Consider the following 15,236-nt stretch of genomic DNA (forward strand, 5'->3'; position numbering starts at 1 on the left):
CGATGGCTCAGCTCGTCGCGATCCTCGCTACCACCCACCACCCGTTCTACTACCGGACCAGCCGACTCCCCGCGGGCGACGCCCCGCCGTTCGCGGCGGAGTGGGTCCGCAAGGTCGAGGCCTACCGGGAGACGCTGACCCGCTCGCGGCCCGACGTGCTCGTGATGGTGGGCTCCGACCACTTCCATCAGCTCTGGCTCGGCAACATGCCCCAGTTCCTGATCGGCAAGGCGCCCTTCTACGACGCCAACTGGGAGAACGAGCAACGTGAGTTCGGGCTGCCGAAGATGCTGCTCAAGGGTGACGAGGCCCTCTCGGCGTACATGCTGCGCGAGGGCCTGGACCGCGGCTTCGACCTCGCGTTCTCCAACGAGTTGCGGGTCGACCACTCCATCACCTGCCCGATCGTCACCGTCCGCCCCGAGGCCGACCTGCCGATCGTGCCCGTCTACACCAACATCTTCGCTCCGCCGCTGCCCCGGCCGGAAAGGTTCGTCCGGCTCGGCAGGACCATCCGCGAGATCATCGACGCCTGGCCCAGCCACCTGCGCGTCGCCGTCATCGGCACCGGCCACCTCTCGCTCGAACTCGGCGGCCCGCGCCAGTTCGGCCCCACCGGGCCCGACCCGGAGTTCGACGAGCGGGCCGTCGGGTGGATCACCGAGGGCGACATCGACGGCTGCCTGGCGGGCGTCACCCTCGACAGCCTCCACGCCCCCGGCAACGCGACACACGGATTCATGGACTTCATGCTGATGATGGGGGTCGCGGGACACCGGCCGGCCGACTACGCAGACCACCTCAGCCTCTTCCACACCATGGAGGCCTACTTCACCTGGTACCCGGACCCCTCCCTTGTCGACTGCCCGGCCGCCGCCACCGGGCAGGAGTCACGCGCATGAGCAAGTACCTGGTCAACAAGTTCCTCTACACCGTCGACCGGGAGCACGAGCTCACCGAGCGCTACCGCGAGGACCCCGCGGGGACCGTCGCCTGGTGGCAGAGGGAACGGGCGGGCCGCATCCTGGGCACCGCCGCCGCCGAGGACACCACCTGGCTCTCCTTCACCGACGAGGAGCGCAGGGCGCTGGCCACCCATGACCATGTGGCCCTCTTCGAGTTGGGCGCGCACCCGTTCCTCACGCTCACCCTGTGGATCGCGATGTTCGAGCGCGACTTCGACGAGCCGCTCGGCATGCAACTCGACTACGCCCGCAAACTCGGCCACGTGACACGGCCCTACCCCGACATCAGCACCTGACGCGTCGCACCGTCCGCGTCGCGACCGCTCGGGCATCCACCCACACCTGCACTCCCCGAAAGAGAAGCTCATGGCACCCATACCTGGCGCACCCGCGGCGAGCGAGATCGCCGACGCCCCGGCGGTGGTCTTCCGCCACGGCCACGTGCTGACGATGGACGACCGGCGCACGGCCCTGACCGACGGTGACGTCCTCGTCGTCGGCGACACGATCAGGGCCGTCGGCACGAACCTCGCCACACCCGAAGGCACGGTCGAGGTCGACGCGACCGGCGGCATCCTCATGCCGGGCATGATCGACACCCACCGCCACATGTGGCAGACCGCCATGCGGGGATACGGCGCCGACTGGACCCTCACGCAGTACTTCGTCTGGAACTACCTGGAGCACGGCAAGCGGTTCCGGCCGCAGGACATCTACGCCGGGAACCTCCTCAGCGCGATCGAGGCGATCGACGCCGGGGTCACCACCACTGTCGACTGGTCGCACGGGCTCGTGACGGTCGACCACGCCGAAGCGGCGGTCGACGCCCTCGAAGAAGTGCCGGGGCGCTTCGTCTTCGCGTACGGCGACATTCACGCGGGACCGTGGGAGTGGACCGCCTCGCCCGAGTTCCGCGGCTTCGTGGAGCGGCGCATGCCGCGCTCGGAGATGCTCGGCTTCCAGCTCGCGTTCGATGTCACCGGCGACCCGGCCTTCCCCGAGAAGGCGGCCTTCGAGGTGGCGCGCGAGCTCGGCGTGCCCGTCACCACGCACGCCGGCGTCTGGGGCGCCACGAACGACAACGGCATACGCCTCATGCACGAGCACGGGTTCATGACGCCCGAGACCGTCTACGTCCACGCGGCGACGCTGAGCGAGGACTCCTACCAGCGCATCGCCGCCACCGGCGGGTCAGCGTCGGTGTCGGCCGAGAGCGAGGCCAGCTGCGGGCAGGGCTACCCGTCGAGCTGGGCGCTGCGCCGCCACTCCATCCCGGTCTCCCTCTCGGTCGACACCAGCATGTGGTGGAGCGCCGACGCGTTCGCCGCGATGCGCTCGACACTCTCGGCCGACCGGGCACGCGAGCACCACGAGGCCCACGCCTGTGGCGACACCGTCACGCACGTGGCGCTGCGCGCCCAGGAGGTCGTGGAGTGGGCGACGCGCGGCGGCGCCCGCGCGCTCGGCATGGACCACCTGGTCGGCAGCATCGAGCCCGGCAAGCGCGCCGACATCGTCCTGCTCAAGAACGACGAGTCCCCGGCGATGTTCCCGATCCTCAACGCCTACGGCCACGTCGTCTTCCAGGCGCAGCGCGGCGACGTCCACACCGTGCTCGTCAACGGCCGCCCGGTGAAGTACGGCCACCGTCTCATCGGCACCGGCCTCGCCAAGGCGCGCCGTGCCGTCGAGCAGACCGTCGAGTACATACGCGCCGAGCTCGGCGAGGAGGAGTGGGCGGCCGGGATGAGCCCGGAGATCCCGGAGTCGAAGGTGCTCGACAACCCGTACACGTACACGAAGTACGCCGACGGGTCGACCCACCAGAACTGACACGGGCCCACGGCATTCGGGGGCCGCGCCCCGGATGCGGTGGGCCTCCGCGTTCCCGCGGGCCACTATGCACTACGTGTATACGCACCATGTATAGTCCTTGACCAGGTGGCACCGCGACGGCACTGCACTGGCTCGGAGGAAGCCGGTCCCCGGCCGGCCGCTCCTCCGGTCATCTGTCATGCCCATGACTAAGCGAGCGAGCCCCGTTCGGGGGCCGCCTCGCCATGTCCTCGCGGAAATACGGAAGCAGCCCCATGTCCCAGCACATATCCATGCCCTCGGCCGCGGCCCGGCTCGTCGCCGGCATCGCCGTAGCGGGGTGCCTCGTCCCCGCTCTGAGCGCCTGCGGCGCGTCGTACCCGGTGATGACACCCAAGGACGCGCGCGACGCGGCCGGGAGCGCCGGCCGCAGCGCGGCCGCCAAGCCGCCGGCGGCCTCCGGGAGCTCGGCCGCCGAGGCCGCGACCCTCGCGGCCGGCCGCCCCGGCGCCGTGGACTGCCGCAAGGTGAAGTGCGTCGCCCTCAGCTTCGACGCGGGCCCCAGCAAGTACACGCCCGCCGTCCTCAAGGCGCTGAAGAAGTACCACGCCCACGCCACCTTCATGACGCTCGGCAAGAACCACGTGCTCGTCCACCCGGAGCTGGTGCGCCAGGAGGCCGCCGCCGGCATGGAGATCGGCAACCACACCTGGACCCACAAGATCCTTACCAAGGTCAAGCCCGCCGAGGCGCGCAAGGAGCTGGAGCTCAACCAGAAGGCGGTCAAGAAGATCACCGGCACCGCGCCCACCCTGATGCGCCCGCCGCAGGGCCGCACCAATGAGGACGTCACCAAGGTCTGCCGCGAACTGGGCCTGTCGCAGGTGCTGTGGAGCGTCACCGCGAAGGACTACAAGACCAAGGACTCCGCCGTCATCAAGAAGCGCGTCATCGACCAGACGCGGCGCGACGGCATCATCCTGCTGCACGACATCTACCCGGGCACCGCGCCCGCCCTCCCGGGGATCCTGGCCGAACTCGACCACCGCGGGTACACCGTCGTCACCGTCTCCCAGCTCCTGTGGCCGGCGAAGCCGAAGCCGGGCGAGGTCTACCGCCCCGACAAGCCGTGACGCCGCCCGCGCGGCCGCACGGGGCGGGCACGCCGCTGCCCGCCCCCACCGGGGACGGGCAGTGCGCGCGAGAGTGCCGCACCCCGTGAGAGGGGCGGCGGCCACGCCCTACGCGACCGGCGTCACGGCCCCGGCGCCCGCGACCGCGCCCGCACCCGCGCCGGTGCCGGTGCCGGTGCCGGCCGACAGGTACGCCAGCAGGTCCTGCCTGCTCACCACGCCCGTGGGCTTGCCCTCGACGAGGACGATCGCCGCGTCCGCGCCGTCCCGGCCCGTGCCGCTCAGCGCTGCCATGAGGTCGGCCACCGGCTCGCCCGAGCCGACCTGCGGCAGCGGCGGCGACATGTGCGACTCCAGCGCGTCTGTCAGGGTGGCGCGCTTCGCGAACAGCGCGTCGAGCAGCTCTCGCTCCACCACGGAGCCGACGACCTCGGCGGCCATCACGTCGGGGTGCCCGGCGCCCGGCTTCACGAGGGGCATCTGCGACACGCCGTACTCCCGCAGCACCTCGATGGCCTCGCCGACCGTCTCGCCCGGGTGCATGTGCAGCAGCGTCGGGATCGCGCCCTCCTTGTGCCGCAGCACGTCGCCGACCGTGGCGCCGCCGCCGTGCTCCAGGAATCCGTAGTCGTTCATCCATTCGTCGTTGAAGATCTTGCTGAGGTAGCCGCGCCCGCTGTCCGGCAGCAGCACGACCACCACGTCGTCGGGCCCGAGCCCCTCCGCGGCCTTGAGCGCCGCGACGACCGCCATGCCGCAGGAGCCGCCGACGAGCAGGCCCTCCTCCTTGGCGAGGCGGCGCGTCATCTGGAAGGAGTCCTTGTCGGAGACGCCGATGATGTCGTCCGTCACCGTGCGGTCGTAGGCCGTCGGCCAGAAGTCCTCCCCGACGCCCTCCACCAGGTACGGGCGCCCCGAGCCGCCCGAGTAGACGGACCCCTCGGGGTCGGCTCCGACGATCCGGACAGGACCGCTCGCGCGGTCCGCGCTGATCTCCTTGAGGTAGCGGCCCGTTCCCGAGATGGTGCCGCCGGTGCCGATGCCCGCCACGAAGTGCGTGATGCGGCCGTCCGTCTGCTCCCACAGCTCGGGCCCGGTCGTCTCGTAGTGCGAGCGCGGGTTGTTCGGGTTGCTGTACTGGTCGGGCTTCCAGGCGTCGGGCGTCTCACGCACCAGCCGGTCGGAGACGTTGTAGTACGAGTCGGGGTGGTCGGGGTCGACGGCCGTCGGGCAGACGACGACCTCGGCACCGTACGCACGCAGGACGTTGATCTTGTCCGTGGAGACCTTGTCCGGGCAGACGAAGACGCACTTGTAGCCCTTCTGCTGGGCCACGATGGCGAGGCCGACGCCGGTGTTGCCGCTCGTCGGCTCCACGATCGTGCCGCCGGGGCGCAGCTCGCCGCTGCGCTCGGCGGCCTCGATCATGCGGAGTGCGATGCGGTCCTTCACCGAACCGCCGGGGTTGAAGTACTCGACCTTGGCCAGGACCGTCGCCTGGAGGCCCTTGGTCACGCTGCGCAGCCTCACCAGCGGGGTGTTGCCGACGAGGCTGATCATCGAATCGTGGAATTGCACCGTTTGTCTCCGGTTTGTCCGGGGCTGCCATCGGGATCTCCGAGATGGTCCCCGACAGCCTAGACACGGCCTGCGTACGGGCGTACGGGCCTTGGACACGGCAGCCTAGGCACGACGGCGGCCGCGTTCAGGCATACAGGTCGGATTTCGACCGTTGATGTCGTTGACGAGGTGCCGCGCGGCGGGCAGATATGCGGTGTACATGCGTGTGTGCAGGAGGAGGTGGCTCGGACAGTGTCGAGAGCGAGGGTGGCACGGCGGATCGCGGCGGGCGCGGCTTTCGGAGGCGGAAGCATCGGCCTGCTGGGGGCGGCCGGCATGGGGGTGGTGCTGGCGGAGGTCCAGCTCGCGAAGCGCCGTGTGGGGGTTCCGGACGCGCCGATCCCGGCGAACGGCAGCGGCTGGTACGGGCTCGCCTTCGGCGAGGCGCAGTCGCTGCGGATCGGCCTCATCGGGGACTCGCTGGCGGCGGGGCAGGGGGTGCGGCGGGTCGGGCAGACGCCGGGGGCGCTGCTCGCCTCGGGGCTCGCGGCGGTGGCGGAGCGGCCGGTCGACCTGGTGAACGTGGCGCTCCCGGGAGCGCGCTCCAACGACCTGGACCGGCAGGTGACGCTGATGCTGTCGGACCCGTCGCGGCTGCCTGACGTCTGCGTGGTCATGATCGGCGCCAACGATGTCACGCACCGCATGCAGCCGACGCAGTCGGTGCGCTACCTGTCCGCGGCGGTGCGGCGGCTGCGGACGGCGGGGGCGGAGGTGGTGGTCGCCACGTGCCCTGATCTCGGCACGGTCGAGCCCGTGTACCAGCCGCTGCGCTGGCTCGCGCGGCGCACGAGCCGCCAGCTCGCGGCGGCGCAGACGATCGTCACGGTCGAGCAGGGCGGCCGCACGGTGTCGCTCGGCGACCTGCTCGGCCCCGAGTTCGAGGCGCACCCGAGCGAGATGTTCGGGCCCGACCACTATCACCCGTCCGTGGACGGTTACGCGACGGCGGCGATGGCCGTGCTGCCCACGGTCTGCGCGTCGCTCGACCTGTGGCCGGAGACGGACAGGCTCGACGTGCTGCGCGACGAGAACATGCTGCCGGTCGCCAAGGCGGCGTCGGAGGCGGCGTCCCGCGGCGGCACGGAGGTCACGGGCGCGCGTGCGCCGTGGGCACTGCTCAAGCACCGGCGCAGGCGTCACCTCCCGGCCCAGGAGCCGGCCCCGAGCGAGGCGCGCCAGGAGTCCTGACGGGGCCGGACGCCCTGGCCGGGCGGGCCCCCTGGCCGGGCGAGGGCTACCGACCCGGCCTGCACCGTCCCCCCACGCCGCCCCGGTCGCCCGCCCTGCCGACCCGCCGTCGAGGCGGCGCACGCGAGAGCCGCGTCCGGGTGCCGCGTCCGGGGTGGACCGGGGTGGCCCGGGGTGGCCCATCTCACCCCGGGCACATCCGCGTCGCGGTTTCGGGACCCGACCCGTCGGGGAACTACCATCCCAGTCGCCTGAGCAACCGCTTAGGGTGGGTGGACGAGAGCGGACGAGAAGAGCCGCCCGCCACATCCCGACTCACCCCGCCCCAGGAGCGTTCTGATGCCAGAAGCCGTGATCGTCTCAGCAGCCCGCTCCCCCATCGGGCGGGCCTTCAAGGGTTCGCTCAAGGAGCTGCGGCCCGACGACCTGACCGCCACCATCATCAAGACGGCGCTCGACAAGGTCCCGGCGCTCGACCCCGGCGACGTCGAGGACCTGATGCTCGGCTGCGGTCTCCCCGGCGGCGAGCAGGGCCACAACCTGGCCCGCATCGTGGCCGTGCAGATGGGCATGGACCACCTGCCCGGCTGCACGATCACGCGGTACTGCTCATCCTCGCTGCAGACCTCGCGGATGGCGCTGCACGCCATCAAGGCGGGCGAGGGCGACGTCTTCATCTCGGCGGGCGTCGAGATGGTCTCCCGTTCCGTGAAGGGCACGAGCGACGGAATGCCCGACACGCACAACCCCCTCTTCGCGAGCGCGGAGGCCCGCACGGCGGAGGTCGCGCAGTCCACGGGTGCGGACTGGCACGACCCCCGGCAGGACGGGCTCTTCCCCGACCCCTACATCGCCATGGGTCAGACCGCGGAGAACCTGGCGCGGCTGAAGGGCATCTCCCGCGAGGAGATGGACGAGTTCGGCGTGCGCTCGCAGAACCTCGCGGAGGAGGCCATCAAGAACGGCTTCTGGGAGCGGGAGATCACCCCGGTCACGCTGCCGGACGGTACGGTCGTCGCCAAGGACGACGGCCCGCGCGCGGGCGTCACGATGGAAGGCGTCGCGGGCCTCAAGCCGGTCTTCCGCCCGGACGGCCGGGTCACGGCGGGCAACTGCTGCCCGCTCAACGACGGCGCGGCCGCGCTCGTGATCATGTCGGACACGAAGGCGCGCGAACTGGGTCTGACGCCGCTTGCCCGCATCGTCTCCACGGGCGTGACAGCGCTCTCCCCCGAGATCATGGGCTACGGCCCGGTCGAGGCGTCCAAGCAGGCGCTGAAGCGGGCCGGGATGACGATGGCGGACATCGACCTCGTCGAGATCAACGAGGCGTTCGCGGCGCAGGTCATCCCGTCCTACCGCGACCTGGGCATCCCGCTGGAGAAGCTGAACGTGAACGGCGGCGCGATCGCCGTGGGGCACCCGTTCGGCATGACGGGAGCGCGCATCACGGGCACCCTCATCAACAGCCTGCAGTTCCACGACAAGCAGTTCGGACTCGAGACGATGTGCGTGGGGGGCGGGCAGGGCATGGCCATGGTGCTGGAGCGGCTGAGCTGAGCTGAGCTGCAGCGGAGGGTAGGGGTTCGTCCGAGGAACGAGGACGGGCACCTGCCCGCAGCGGAGGCGAAGCTCAGCGCGACCGACAACACGAGCGGCTGAGCTGAGCCGCAGCGGAGGGTAGGGGTCGCCTGAGGTACGAAGGCGGCACCTGCCCGCAGCGGAGGGTAGGGGGGTGTCGGGGCGAGGCGCCCCGACACCCCCGACGCCTCAGCCCGACGAGAGCTGGTTCTCGATCTCTGTCTGCCACTTCACGGTCTGCGCCGGATCGTTCAGGGACTTCGCCCACTCGTCCGCCGTCATCCGCATCTTCTCGGGGCCTGCCTTCAGGACGACCAGCAGTTCCCTGGCCGAGGCGCGCAGCTCCGGCGAGGTGCCCTTGCCTGCCGGGACGTCCGGCCCTGCGGCGAGGCCGTAGAGGGTGCGCGCCATGGCCTGGCGCTCGCCGTGCTTGGCCTTCTTCCAGAACTTCAGCGCCTCCTTGAGGGCCCCCCGCTGCGAGGCGGGCGCGGCGGGCGCCTCGCCGCCCTCCTCCGCCGGCGGGGCCCAGCGCTCGGGGTGGCGGGCACCCTCGTAGCGCTTCTTGCCGGCGCGTCCGGCCTTGTACGCGGTGACGGAGAGCAGCAGCCCCGCCGCCGTCGCGGCGAGTGCCCAGCCGACCGGGTTGCTCGCCAGCGTCCCCGTGGCGGCCGCGGCGATCGTCACGCCGGCGCCCGCCGACCTCGCGCCGTCGCCCAGCGCGCCGACCCCCAGCTTCATGACCTTGTTGCGCTGCTTGCCAAGGGCGTAGTTCTTGCTGGTGTTGAGCGTGTTGGTGTCCTGCGCGTTCTTGAGGCCCTCCGCGGCCTTGCTGATCCCCTCGATGGCTTCGCCGGCCCGGCCGATGGCGGCGTCGAGCCGCTGCGCGAAGGCTCCCACCTCCCCCTCGTCGTACGAGCGTTGCAGCGCGAGGTAGGCATCGCCGAGTGCCCGGTGGCCCGCCAGCTCCGCCTCGCGGAGCTCGGCGAGCTCCTCGTCGGCGACCGGCGCCCCCACGTCGACCTTCTGGATGGCCCGGTACTTGCGTGTGGTCAGCCCGGCCCGCCGCGTGGCGCGCACGCTCTTGACGCCGGCCACGGTGCCGAGCACTCCGCCGCCGGCCTCCGCGGTGCTCGCCGCCGCGACGACGTCCGAGTGCAGAAAGTTCTTCGCGGCGGACAGGTTGTCGGAGACGAACGTCGTCATGGACTGGACGGCGTCGAGCGCCTTGGAGGGGTATTTCTTGCGCGCGGCGTGGGACGCGGGACCCGACGGGTTCTCCTTGGACTCCTTGTACGCCTTGCGCGCGTCGAGGACGCCGTTGACCGCGGTGACGCCGTCGGTGACGGCCATCTCGCCCGCGGCGGCGCCCGAGGCCTCGTGCACGTGGTTGCCGAGCGCCGCGTCGGAGGTCTTGGCGGCCCCCGAGGCCAGCCCGGCGTCGATGGGGTTCATGCCGCGCAGAACGAAGGTGTCGAGGCGGTCGAGCTGCTTGTTGGCCTTCTCGAGCGCGTCGGCGATGCGGTCGCGGATGTTCAGCCCGCTGCGGGACTTCTTCGCCTTGCCCTCGGCCGCCTTGCCGTCCGCTTCGAGGCGCTGCACGACGACGGACGCGGCGCGGTTGCCGGCGAGCGCCTGGATCGTCCCCATCGCGGGTCCGACGCCGCCCGCGTGCGGCACTCCCCTGAGGGTGCCCGGGCCCGGGCCGGGGCCCGTGCGTCGCGGCCGTGAAGCCGCCGGTCTCCGCGTGCGGGCCTCGAAGGCCGGTACACCCACCGCCATCCCCCCGTCTTCACTTCGTCTGTCCGTAGTATTGACTACCCGTGATCGTGAGACAACGTTTTCCGGATGTTCGGATCGGCGTGGACCCGGCCGTGACGGAAACGTCCCCCGGATTGTGACCAAGTCCGAGGAGCTCTTCTTCTTCCCAGGTCAGAGCGTTCCCGGCCGCCGCCGGTGGGTCCAAAGACCCGCCCATTTCGTGACGTAATGCACTGACGGCCGCCACGCCCGCACGACAAGCTGAGATAGGAAGACCGGGGGAATCCGATGAGTTTGGGAGTAGTGAGTGAGCGCCATGTCTCTTGCCTTGCTGCTGACCACGGCCACCGCCACCGCCGTGGGTGCGGCCGCGCTGCACGCGGCCCACGGCCTGCGGAAGCAGGTCACCGCGTTGCGCGGCGACCTGGCCGAGGCGAACGGCCGCGGGCTCGGCGCCTGCGTGCCGCAGGCCAGGGGCAGCGCGAACGCGGCCGTCACGCCCGACGCGGCGGAGGCGATACGCACCGCGGTGGCCGAGGCCCTCGCCGACGAGCGCGAGCGTGAGCTCGCGGAGGCCCGCGCCTTCTGGGCGGCCCAGGACGCCCGCGACGCGGCCGACGCCCCGACGGCGTTCGGGAGCCTGAACGGCGCGGGAGTGGACCCGTCCATCGAGGACGTGGCCTTCTACATGCCGCGCCAGGCCGACTTCTCCGGCCTTGAGGCCCTCGACCACGACCTCCCCGGACTCTCGGGCCTGCCCGGCCTGCCCGGCCTGTCCGGCCTCCCGGGCGGCACCGGTGCCATGAACGGCGCCGCGCCCGAGCCCTACGAGCCGGTCGCGTACGACCAGGTCGCCTTCGACCACGTCGCCGACGCGTTCGACGACTTCGCCGGCCCCCTTCCGTCCGCGAACCCGGACGCCGCCCAGGACGCCGCGATCGGGGCGGACGGCATGGGTGGCCTGGACAGCCTGGACGGCGATGGCGCCGCAACGGCGTCCGCGGGGTCCACGGAGTACCCGGCGGACTCGCCCGAGCTGGCAGCGGCCCGCCGCAGGCACCCGTCCCACCCCGACTTCGTGCCGGGCCGTACACCCGTCGTCACGGACCACGAGCGCACGGTCGCCAGGCTCGGGAAGCTGGCGGAGTCCCGTACCGCGCTGTCGGACGTGCGTCCCGGACCGCTGGGCACACTGGACGTGTACATGTTCACCGACGGCACCACCCTCTGCATGACGCCCGGGCACCGGGAGACGGCGGAGCGCCTCGCGCGCGCCCTGCGCGAGGGTGCGGCGCCGTTCCTCCTCGGCGGGTCGGGCGTCGCGGGCGCGTACAGCCTGACGTTCTCCTGCGGCAGCGGCGAGGACGGCGTCGACGGCGCGGCCGCCGACGACCACGTCTACATCCTCGCGGACCGCGTCATCGCCTCGCTCTAGGCGCGGAGCGTCCCGGCCGGGCGCCGAGCATTCCAGCGCGCCGGCCACATCACGAAACACCAGGCGGGCCCCCGTGGAGGCCCGCCTCGCCGTTTCCGGCTCCGCGCGGGGCGTGCCCGCTACCGCGTGTCCGCTACCTGAACAGTTCGGGCCTGTTCGCCGCCAGGGCGATCAGGCCGCCCGCGTCCAGCATCTCCACCAGGAACGGGTCGGCCGGCTCGCCGCTCAGCGACTCGCCCGTGGCGGCGTTGGTGACGACGCCCGCCGCGAGGTCCACCCGGAGGGTGTCGCCCCCGTTCGCCAGCGCGGTGACGCCCCTGACCTCGATCGCCGGCAGCCCCACCTCGAAGCAGTTGCGGTAGAACGTCCGCGCGAAGGTCTCCGCCACCACGCAGCCGATGCCCGTGGCCTTCAGGGCCTTCGTGGCGATGGCGCGGCCCGAGGACTGGCCGAAGTGCCGGCCCGCCACCACGATGTCGCCCGGCGCGACGCGCAGCGGGAAGTCCGGGTCCAGGTCCTCCAGTACGTGCCTGGCCATCACGTCCATCGGCTCGAAGACGTACTGCGACTTCACGAGCCGGTCCGTGGGGATGTTGTCGCCGAACTTCCAGCAGCGGCCCTCGAAGTTCATTTCACGCCACCCTTCGCCTTCGCCGCTGAGGAGCAGGCGATCTCGCCCGCCACCGCCGACGCCGCCACGGTCGCCGCCGACGCCAGGTACATCTCCGCCTCGCTGCTGCCGTTGCGGCCGGGGAAGTTCCTCGAATGGGTGGAGATCATGGCCTCTCCCGACGCCATGGCGCCCATGTTGATGGCCTGGTTGGAGCCGGTGCTCGGCGGGAACCAGGTCGCGCCCGCCTCGTGCAGGGCGAGCACCAGTCCCTCCCTGTCCGCCTGGGCGAAGACCTCCCGGCTCGACGGCACGATGTTGAACCGCGTGTGCGGGTGGACCCGGTGGCCCGCCAGCACCTCCGCCGCCGCGCGGATGTCCTCGATGCGGCCCCCGCCGTGGCCGCCGAGCTCCGCCCACTGCACCGCGTGCCCGGCGACCTCCGTCACCGGCTTCGTGTTGCCCACCGTGGGCGGGCAGGCCACGAGGGGCACCACCTCGCCCACGTCGTAACGCAGCACGGTGGCGGCCTCCTGCCCCGCCCCGTCGCCGCGCGGCAACCCGTCGGGCAGGCCTGCGGGCAGACCGCCGGGGAGCGTCCGGACGAAGGCCTCGGTGACCTCGTCCGGTTCCACGTAGCTGCACTTGGCGCCGAGGTCCACGCAGAGCAGCGGGAACAGCCAGCGCTCCCAGAAGGTGGAACCCTTGATGTACGGACCGGCGAACTCGACGGCCGCGTAGTTCAGTTCGCCCTCGCCTATCTCCGCCACCAGCCACAGCGCGATGTCGCGCGCGGTGGTGCCGGGGCGCGGGGTGCCGTGCAGCTCGATCCGCACGGTGCGCGGGACCTTGAACCACGCCTTGCCGTACGGCAGGACCGTTCCCGCGTGCGAGTCGTTGCCCAGCGCCATCGCGAGCGCGCCCAGCGTGCCGTGCACCGGGGTGTGGCTGTCGGAGCCGACCACGATCATGCCTGGCTTGACGAAGCCGCCGCGCACGGCGGCGTGATGGAGGTTGCCGTTGCCGCAGTCGAGGAGGTTGATGCCGTGCCTCCGTGCCCACTCACGATTGGCCTTGAGCACCTCGGCCTGCTTCTCGGTCGGCGGGCTGAAGTGGTGGTCGAAGACCAGCACGGCGCGCTCCGGGTGCGGCACGGGCCGGCCCACCCTCTTCTCGTACACGTCCGCCGTGAGGTAGCCGCTGAGGTCGTGCATCAGCAGCCGGTCGACGGTGGCGACGACGATCTCGCCGGGTTCGACGGACGAGCGCCCGCTCGCCTTCGCGAGGATCTTCTCGGCCAGGTTCATGCGGTGATCCTTTCGCCCGTCATGACGTCCGCCGGGTGCGTGATGACTCCCCTGATGGCCGAGGCCGCGGCGGTCGCCGGGCTGCTCAGGTAGATACTCGACGCGTAACTGCCCATGCGGCCCTGGAAGTTGCGGTTCGCCGTCGACAGCGTCACCTCGCCGTCGGCCATCGCGCCGCCGTTGCCCGCGCACGCGCCGCAGCCCGCGTTGGTGATCATCGCGCCCGCCTCGATCAGGGTGGCGAGTACGCCGGACGCGGAGGCCTTCGCCATCACCGCGGCCGAGGCCGGGGTCACCACCATGCGCACACCCCTGGCGACCTTGTGGCCGGCGAGTACCTCGGCCGCGATCGCGAGGTCGTCGTACTTCGCGTTGGCGCAGGAGCCGATGAAGACCTGGTCGAGCCTCGTGCCCGCCACCTCGTCGACGCCCACCACGTTGTCCACGGTGTGCGGGACGGCGATCTGCGGCATGAGCCCCGAGGCGTCCATCCGCACCGTCTCGCGGTAGGTGGCGCCCGTGTCGGGGAGCAGCACCTCGTACGCGCCGGCGTCGACGCCCGCCTGCTCGCCCAGGTAGCGGCGCGTCTCGCCGTCCGGGGCGACGTACGCGTTCTTGGCGCCCATCTCCATGGCCAGGTTGCAGAACGTCATGCGCTCGGAGACCGATCGCGAGGTGACGTACGATCCGCCGAACTCGGCCGAGCAGTACGTCAGTCCGTCGGCGCCGAGGTCGCCGATGAGCTTCAGCATGACGTCCTTGGCGTAACTGCCCGCCGGCAGCTCTCCGTCGATCAGGATCCGCACCGACTCGGGGACCTTCACCCACAGCTTGCCGGTCACCCACGCCGCGGTGATCTCGCTGAAGCCGACGCCGGTGCCGAAGGCTCCGAGCGCGCCGTAGATGGTGGAGTGCGAGTCGGTGCCGATGATGAACTGCCCCGGCCTGACGAGGCCGTTCTCCATCAGCACGATGTGCGCGATGCCCGCGTTGACGTCGTAGAAGTGCCGGATGCCCATGCGGTCGGCGAACGCGCGGCACAGCTGGTGGTCGGCTGCCGTCTTGGCGTTCATCGCGGGGGAGATGTGGTCCATGACCATCGCCACGCGATCGCGGTCGTACAGCTCGGCGACGCCCATCTTCTCCAGGGTGCGGATGCACCGCCAGCTGGCCGTGTGGCTCATGTACACGTCGGGGAAGGCGTCGACGATCTGCCCGGGTACGAGTCCGTGCTCGCCCGAGGCCCGCTCGATCGCCTTCTGCGCGAACGTCCTGGGTGCGGCTGTGGTCATGCCCGAGCTCCTCGCATCAGATGGGCTATCAGGCCGCCGTCCTCCAGGATGTCGAGCAGGCCCCTGGGGTAGGGCGCGAACGTGAAGGTGCGGCCGGCCGTCTCGACGGTGCCCGCGTGGTAGTCGACCCACATCTCGCCGCCGGGGTCGTCGCAGGCTTGAAGGGCGTCGACGGCGTCAGGGCACTCGACGGCGGGCAGGCCGGTGTTGATCGCGTTGCGGAAGAAGACCCGCGAGAACGAGCTCGCCACGACGGCCTTGACGCCTGCGCCGATGAGGCAGGTCGCGGCCTGCTCCCTGGCGCTGCCGCAGCCGAAGTTGCGGCCCGCCACGACGACGGGACTGCGCCGCAGGCGCTGCTGGACGTCGGGTCCCAGTGGTTCGAAGGCGTGCTCGGCCAGTTCCGCCGGGTCGATGCTGACCAGGTAACGGCCCGGAATGATGACGTCGGTGTTGACGCTCTCCCCGAAGGTGATCGTCGGGCCGCCGACGCGGTGTGCGGCTTCCATGTGTGCGTCTCTCCTGTCGT

At 71.5% G+C, this 15,236-nt stretch carries 13 protein-coding genes; 7 read left to right on the plus strand and 6 right to left on the minus strand.

Annotation, left to right across the window (positions count from 1 at the left end; all coding sequences use genetic code 11):
* Nucleotides 1-2 precede the first annotated feature (2 nt).
* The 4 genes from IH48_RS0100220 (at nucleotide 3) to IH48_RS0100235 (ending at nucleotide 3,913) form a co-directional block, all read left to right on the plus strand.
* Entirely contained in the window at nucleotides 3-902 is a 900-nt protein-coding gene (locus IH48_RS0100220) for an extradiol ring-cleavage dioxygenase (RefSeq protein WP_051838872.1), read from the plus strand.
* Nucleotides 899-1,261 (plus strand): hypothetical protein, encoded by a 363-nt coding sequence (locus tag IH48_RS0100225; protein ID WP_030897378.1) that lies wholly within the window; start codon nucleotides 899-901, stop codon nucleotides 1,259-1,261. Before IH48_RS0100220 ends, IH48_RS0100225 begins: the two co-directional genes overlap by 4 nt.
* 70 nt (nucleotides 1,262-1,331) lie before the next feature.
* Nucleotides 1,332-2,798 carry an amidohydrolase family protein gene (locus IH48_RS0100230; RefSeq protein WP_030897381.1) on the plus strand — a complete coding sequence of 489 codons (1,467 nt, stop codon included), beginning with the start codon at nucleotides 1,332-1,334 and terminating at the stop codon, nucleotides 2,796-2,798.
* A 257-nt stretch (nucleotides 2,799-3,055) separates the two neighbouring features.
* The gene (locus IH48_RS0100235; RefSeq protein ID WP_030897384.1) at nucleotides 3,056-3,913 is read left to right on the plus strand and encodes a polysaccharide deacetylase family protein; all 858 of its coding nucleotides are present in this window, start codon (nucleotides 3,056-3,058) and stop codon (nucleotides 3,911-3,913) included.
* A 108-nt stretch (nucleotides 3,914-4,021) separates the two neighbouring features.
* On the opposite strand, the gene IH48_RS0100240 is transcribed toward IH48_RS0100235, so the two are convergent.
* The gene (locus tag IH48_RS0100240; protein WP_051838873.1) at nucleotides 4,022-5,491 is read right to left on the minus strand and encodes a cystathionine beta-synthase; all 1,470 of its coding nucleotides are present in this window, start codon (nucleotides 5,489-5,491) and stop codon (nucleotides 4,022-4,024) included.
* A gap of 249 nt (nucleotides 5,492-5,740) precedes the next feature.
* On the opposite strand from IH48_RS0100240, the gene IH48_RS0100245 reads away from it, so the two are divergent.
* Both IH48_RS0100245 and IH48_RS0100250 read left to right on the plus strand, forming a co-directional pair.
* Complete coding sequence (locus IH48_RS0100245) at nucleotides 5,741-6,724, plus strand: SGNH/GDSL hydrolase family protein (protein WP_030897389.1); 984 nt, start codon at nucleotides 5,741-5,743, stop codon at nucleotides 6,722-6,724.
* A gap of 339 nt (nucleotides 6,725-7,063) precedes the next feature.
* Complete coding sequence (locus IH48_RS0100250) at nucleotides 7,064-8,284, plus strand: acetyl-CoA C-acetyltransferase (protein ID WP_030897392.1); 1,221 nt, start codon at nucleotides 7,064-7,066, stop codon at nucleotides 8,282-8,284.
* 210 nt (nucleotides 8,285-8,494) lie between these two features.
* Here the strand turns inward: IH48_RS0100250 and IH48_RS0100255 are convergent, their stop codons facing one another.
* Nucleotides 8,495-9,982, minus strand: coding sequence for a hypothetical protein (locus IH48_RS0100255; RefSeq protein WP_158710215.1), 1,488 nt, complete (start codon nucleotides 9,980-9,982; stop codon nucleotides 8,495-8,497).
* 397 nt (nucleotides 9,983-10,379) lie between these two features.
* Here IH48_RS0100255 and IH48_RS0100260 point away from each other — a divergent pair, with 397 nt between their 5' ends.
* Entirely contained in the window at nucleotides 10,380-11,498 is a 1,119-nt protein-coding gene (locus IH48_RS0100260) for a hypothetical protein (RefSeq protein ID WP_078849367.1), read from the plus strand.
* A 133-nt stretch (nucleotides 11,499-11,631) separates the two neighbouring features.
* Here the strand turns inward: IH48_RS0100260 and IH48_RS0100265 are convergent, their stop codons facing one another.
* Genes IH48_RS0100265 through leuD form a run of 4 tightly spaced genes read right to left on the minus strand, consistent with a single transcriptional unit; the run spans nucleotide 11,632 to nucleotide 15,216 of the window.
* Nucleotides 11,632-12,129, minus strand: coding sequence for a hypothetical protein (locus IH48_RS0100265; RefSeq protein ID WP_051838877.1), 498 nt, complete (start codon nucleotides 12,127-12,129; stop codon nucleotides 11,632-11,634).
* A complete protein-coding gene (locus IH48_RS0100270; RefSeq protein WP_051838879.1) occupies nucleotides 12,126-13,415 on the minus strand; it encodes a 3-isopropylmalate dehydratase large subunit in 1,290 nt (429 codons plus the stop codon). The genes IH48_RS0100265 and IH48_RS0100270 overlap by 4 nt, the downstream gene beginning before the upstream one ends.
* Nucleotides 13,412-14,707: an aconitase/3-isopropylmalate dehydratase large subunit family protein gene (locus IH48_RS0100275; RefSeq protein ID WP_030897406.1), complete on the minus strand. Its 1,296-nt coding sequence runs from the start codon at nucleotides 14,705-14,707 to the stop codon at nucleotides 13,412-13,414. The genes IH48_RS0100270 and IH48_RS0100275 overlap by 4 nt, the downstream gene beginning before the upstream one ends.
* Nucleotides 14,704-15,216, minus strand: a complete 513-nt coding sequence (gene leuD, locus IH48_RS0100280) for a 3-isopropylmalate dehydratase (protein WP_051838882.1) — start codon at nucleotides 15,214-15,216, stop codon at nucleotides 14,704-14,706. The genes IH48_RS0100275 and leuD overlap by 4 nt, the downstream gene beginning before the upstream one ends.
* Nucleotides 15,217-15,236 lie beyond the last annotated feature (20 nt).

The sequence above is a fragment of the Streptomyces sp. NRRL F-5126 genome (assembly GCF_000721265.1).
Lineage (GTDB): Bacteria > Actinomycetota > Actinomycetes > Streptomycetales > Streptomycetaceae > Streptomyces.